The sequence below is a fragment of the Slackia sp. genome, from assembly GCF_977041755.1.
In genome coordinates this window covers 1-2,567 of record NZ_CDRRGL010000193.1, presented here as the reverse complement: position 1 = coordinate 2,567, position 2,567 = coordinate 1, and the positions used below count along the sequence as shown (strand labels likewise).

Annotated in this window: 2 protein-coding genes; one reads left to right on the top strand and one right to left on the bottom strand. The window is 53.5% G+C overall.

All coding sequences use genetic code 11. The features are described 5' to 3' along the window. Positions 1-295: 295 nt before the first annotated feature. Positions 296-1,915 carry a response regulator transcription factor gene (locus tag ACWI8T_RS09390; protein WP_449138754.1) on the bottom strand — a complete coding sequence of 540 codons (1,620 nt, stop codon included), beginning with the start codon at positions 1,913-1,915 and terminating at the stop codon, positions 296-298. A gap of 238 nt (positions 1,916-2,153) precedes the next feature. Between ACWI8T_RS09390 and ACWI8T_RS09385 the strand changes: the two genes are divergently transcribed. Beyond that, on the top strand, positions 2,154-2,567 hold a 414-nt coding region (locus ACWI8T_RS09385), incomplete at its 3' end, for a twin-arginine translocation signal domain-containing protein (RefSeq protein ID WP_449138753.1).

Here is a 2,567-nt window from a genome sequence, read left to right as displayed (position 1 = left end):
TGGGCTGAAATAACCACGCGCAAGCTTCCTGCGAAAGTCGAGCATGCCCTTGCAGTTCAGCTATGCGAAAAGTGCGGTCGCCCCTTCAAGCCGAAGGCTGACGAAACCAAGTGTACCGCCTGTTCAAGGGTGAGCTTCCTGTAATCGCCTCGCTTGCGACGAACCTGTTCAATGCTCGTAGCGTTTAGCAGGTTTGTTGAAGCGGCCGGTTGGGGCGATGGAATGCGCGGGGCGTAGTGTTTGCTCCGCTGCTTCTCCGACGCGGCATTCTCGCGGGCGTGTTTTGTCTGCGCGGTTAAAGTGTGGGATCAACCGTGCTCAGCAGTTCGCCAAGTTCTTGGCGCGAGTGGATATCGAGCTTTGTGTAGATGTGTTTGCTATGCGTGCGCACGGTATTCTCGGAAACGAAAAGCTCTTCGGCAATCGCGGCAACGCTGCGTCCACGAGCGATAAGCTCGCACACCTCAGTTTCGCGTGCCGAAAGACCGTAGTCTCGTTTAAGCACCAAACATTGCTTTGACAGGCGATCAGTAATAACGAACCCATCATTGCCTATAGGGCGCCGTGTTTTTGAGGGCTTTTTGTCGGATTGTCGTCCACTACGTTGGAGAGATCCGACAGGTGCGTCTGCGGCTCCTTTTTCGATTTCTGTGGGACCCTTGGAGAACATTGTCTCTTCGGGGGCTTTCCATACCTTTCCGCTTGTGAGCTCAATTTGGTCATCGCGTCGCGGCGTTCCGTTTTTTGACGGTCCCAAAAGCGTGCCTGCCGAAAAATACAGTGACATGCCGAGTGCATATGCGGCGAGCATCGAAAGAATTGCGGTTTTCCCTATACCCATTACGTCGATATCGAGCGTTATCCATCCTAAAATGAATCCGAGTGCTTGAGGCACGTATGCGCATGCTCCAAAAAATGCATAAGCGAATACAGGGTTTGTGCCGCGGTCTCGTGCGATTTGGGCACTCTGCATCATGAGGACGAGCACCATAATCGAAAATACTGTGTATGCAACGCTGGCGAAGAGCGTAAGCCCCGCTCCTTGCGCAAAAGGGAAGAGCAGTAAGCCTGTGAACATGATGGGATATACCGCGCGAAACGCCGATCTGAGGCTAAATTGGAATGGGAACCAGCGCCATGCGACAATCAAAAAAACGCATGCAATGAGCACGCCTGCCATGGATGTCGTGTTTACTGCGATTTGAATATCGGGTTCCACAATGGCAACGCCTCGTGCCAGGCCGGCCGCGAAGGCAAGCGCCCCCAACCCGCCGGCTGATCGCCAGAAGTCGTGGAGCATACGCGCATATACTTGTGGATGTTCTCGTGGAATATCTTCGAACATCGATTGGTCGAAGTCCATCTCGCGCACCGAAAGAGATAGACATAGTGCGCAAATCGGCAGAAGTACCACGGGAATGAGAAACGCGGTAAGTGAATTGGGAATCAAGTAGAGCATGAAATAAAGCAGGGAGCCAAAAGCGGTTCCAGCGATAAGCCTCCAGTTGCACTCAGGTGCAGAAATCGAGGAAAAATAACGTTGCCAAAGCATGAAAATGCCCGCGCATCCCACGCCGAGGAATGCGCCTCCGGCAACGATGAAGCCGAGCGTGAACATGGGAACGTACATGACCGCGATGATAAAGCATGATCCTATGAAAGTGAGCGAGATGGAGAGAGTGACGAGCATTCGCCGTGCTGCGGAGGGCACGTAGTATGATCCAAATGCGCTCGCGACATACGATGCGCAAAACGCCAACGACTGCGAAAGGTAGAACGTCAGGGTGACTTCTTGCGTTTGAAAATCGGTCGGCAGAAACGGGAATACGCCGCCCCAAATTTGAGTTGCATACACCACAAGAAAAATCGCGAAGCCCGCAACGGAGGCGTGCGGTGCCAACATCGATTTTCCCATGCTGAATCCTTCCTGCGTATGTCATGCGATTAATGAGAGATTGCTCATTTCAGTGTGCCTATCGATCGGCTCTCGTGCAAGCGCAAATGTCCTTGAATTTTGCCATTGCATGCGTAATTGCACGAAATCACATGTGGGGTGTGATGCGTTCATCTGGTCTTTTCCCGTACGGTAGCAGCATGATGCATGGCTCCTATGTCATGCAGGCTTAAAGTGAAACCTGAAAGAAGGGGGAAAGATGAGCGAGAATGAGAAGCGTGGCTTTACGCGTCGAAACTTCGTAAAGGGGTCGTTCGCGGGCGCTGCGGTGGCCGCAAGCGCGCTGGGCGCTAGCTCAATGTTCGGCTGCTCGCCGTCGGTAGACAAGAAAGGCGAAGGCTCCGCTGCTGAAGCAAACGAGACCATCGCGTGGAGCCAGTGCAATGTCAACTGTGGTGGCGACTGCGTTTTCCAGTGGCATTCTAAAGACGGCAAAGTACAGTATATGGAAACCGACAATACGGGAGACGACGATTTCCAGGCACGTGCCTGCCTGCGCGGTCGCTCCATGCGTCGTTGGCTGAACAGCCCCGATCGCCTGCTGTACCCGATGAAGCGCGTTGGCAAGCGCGGCGAGGGCAAGTTTGAGCAAATCAGCTGGGATGAGGCAATT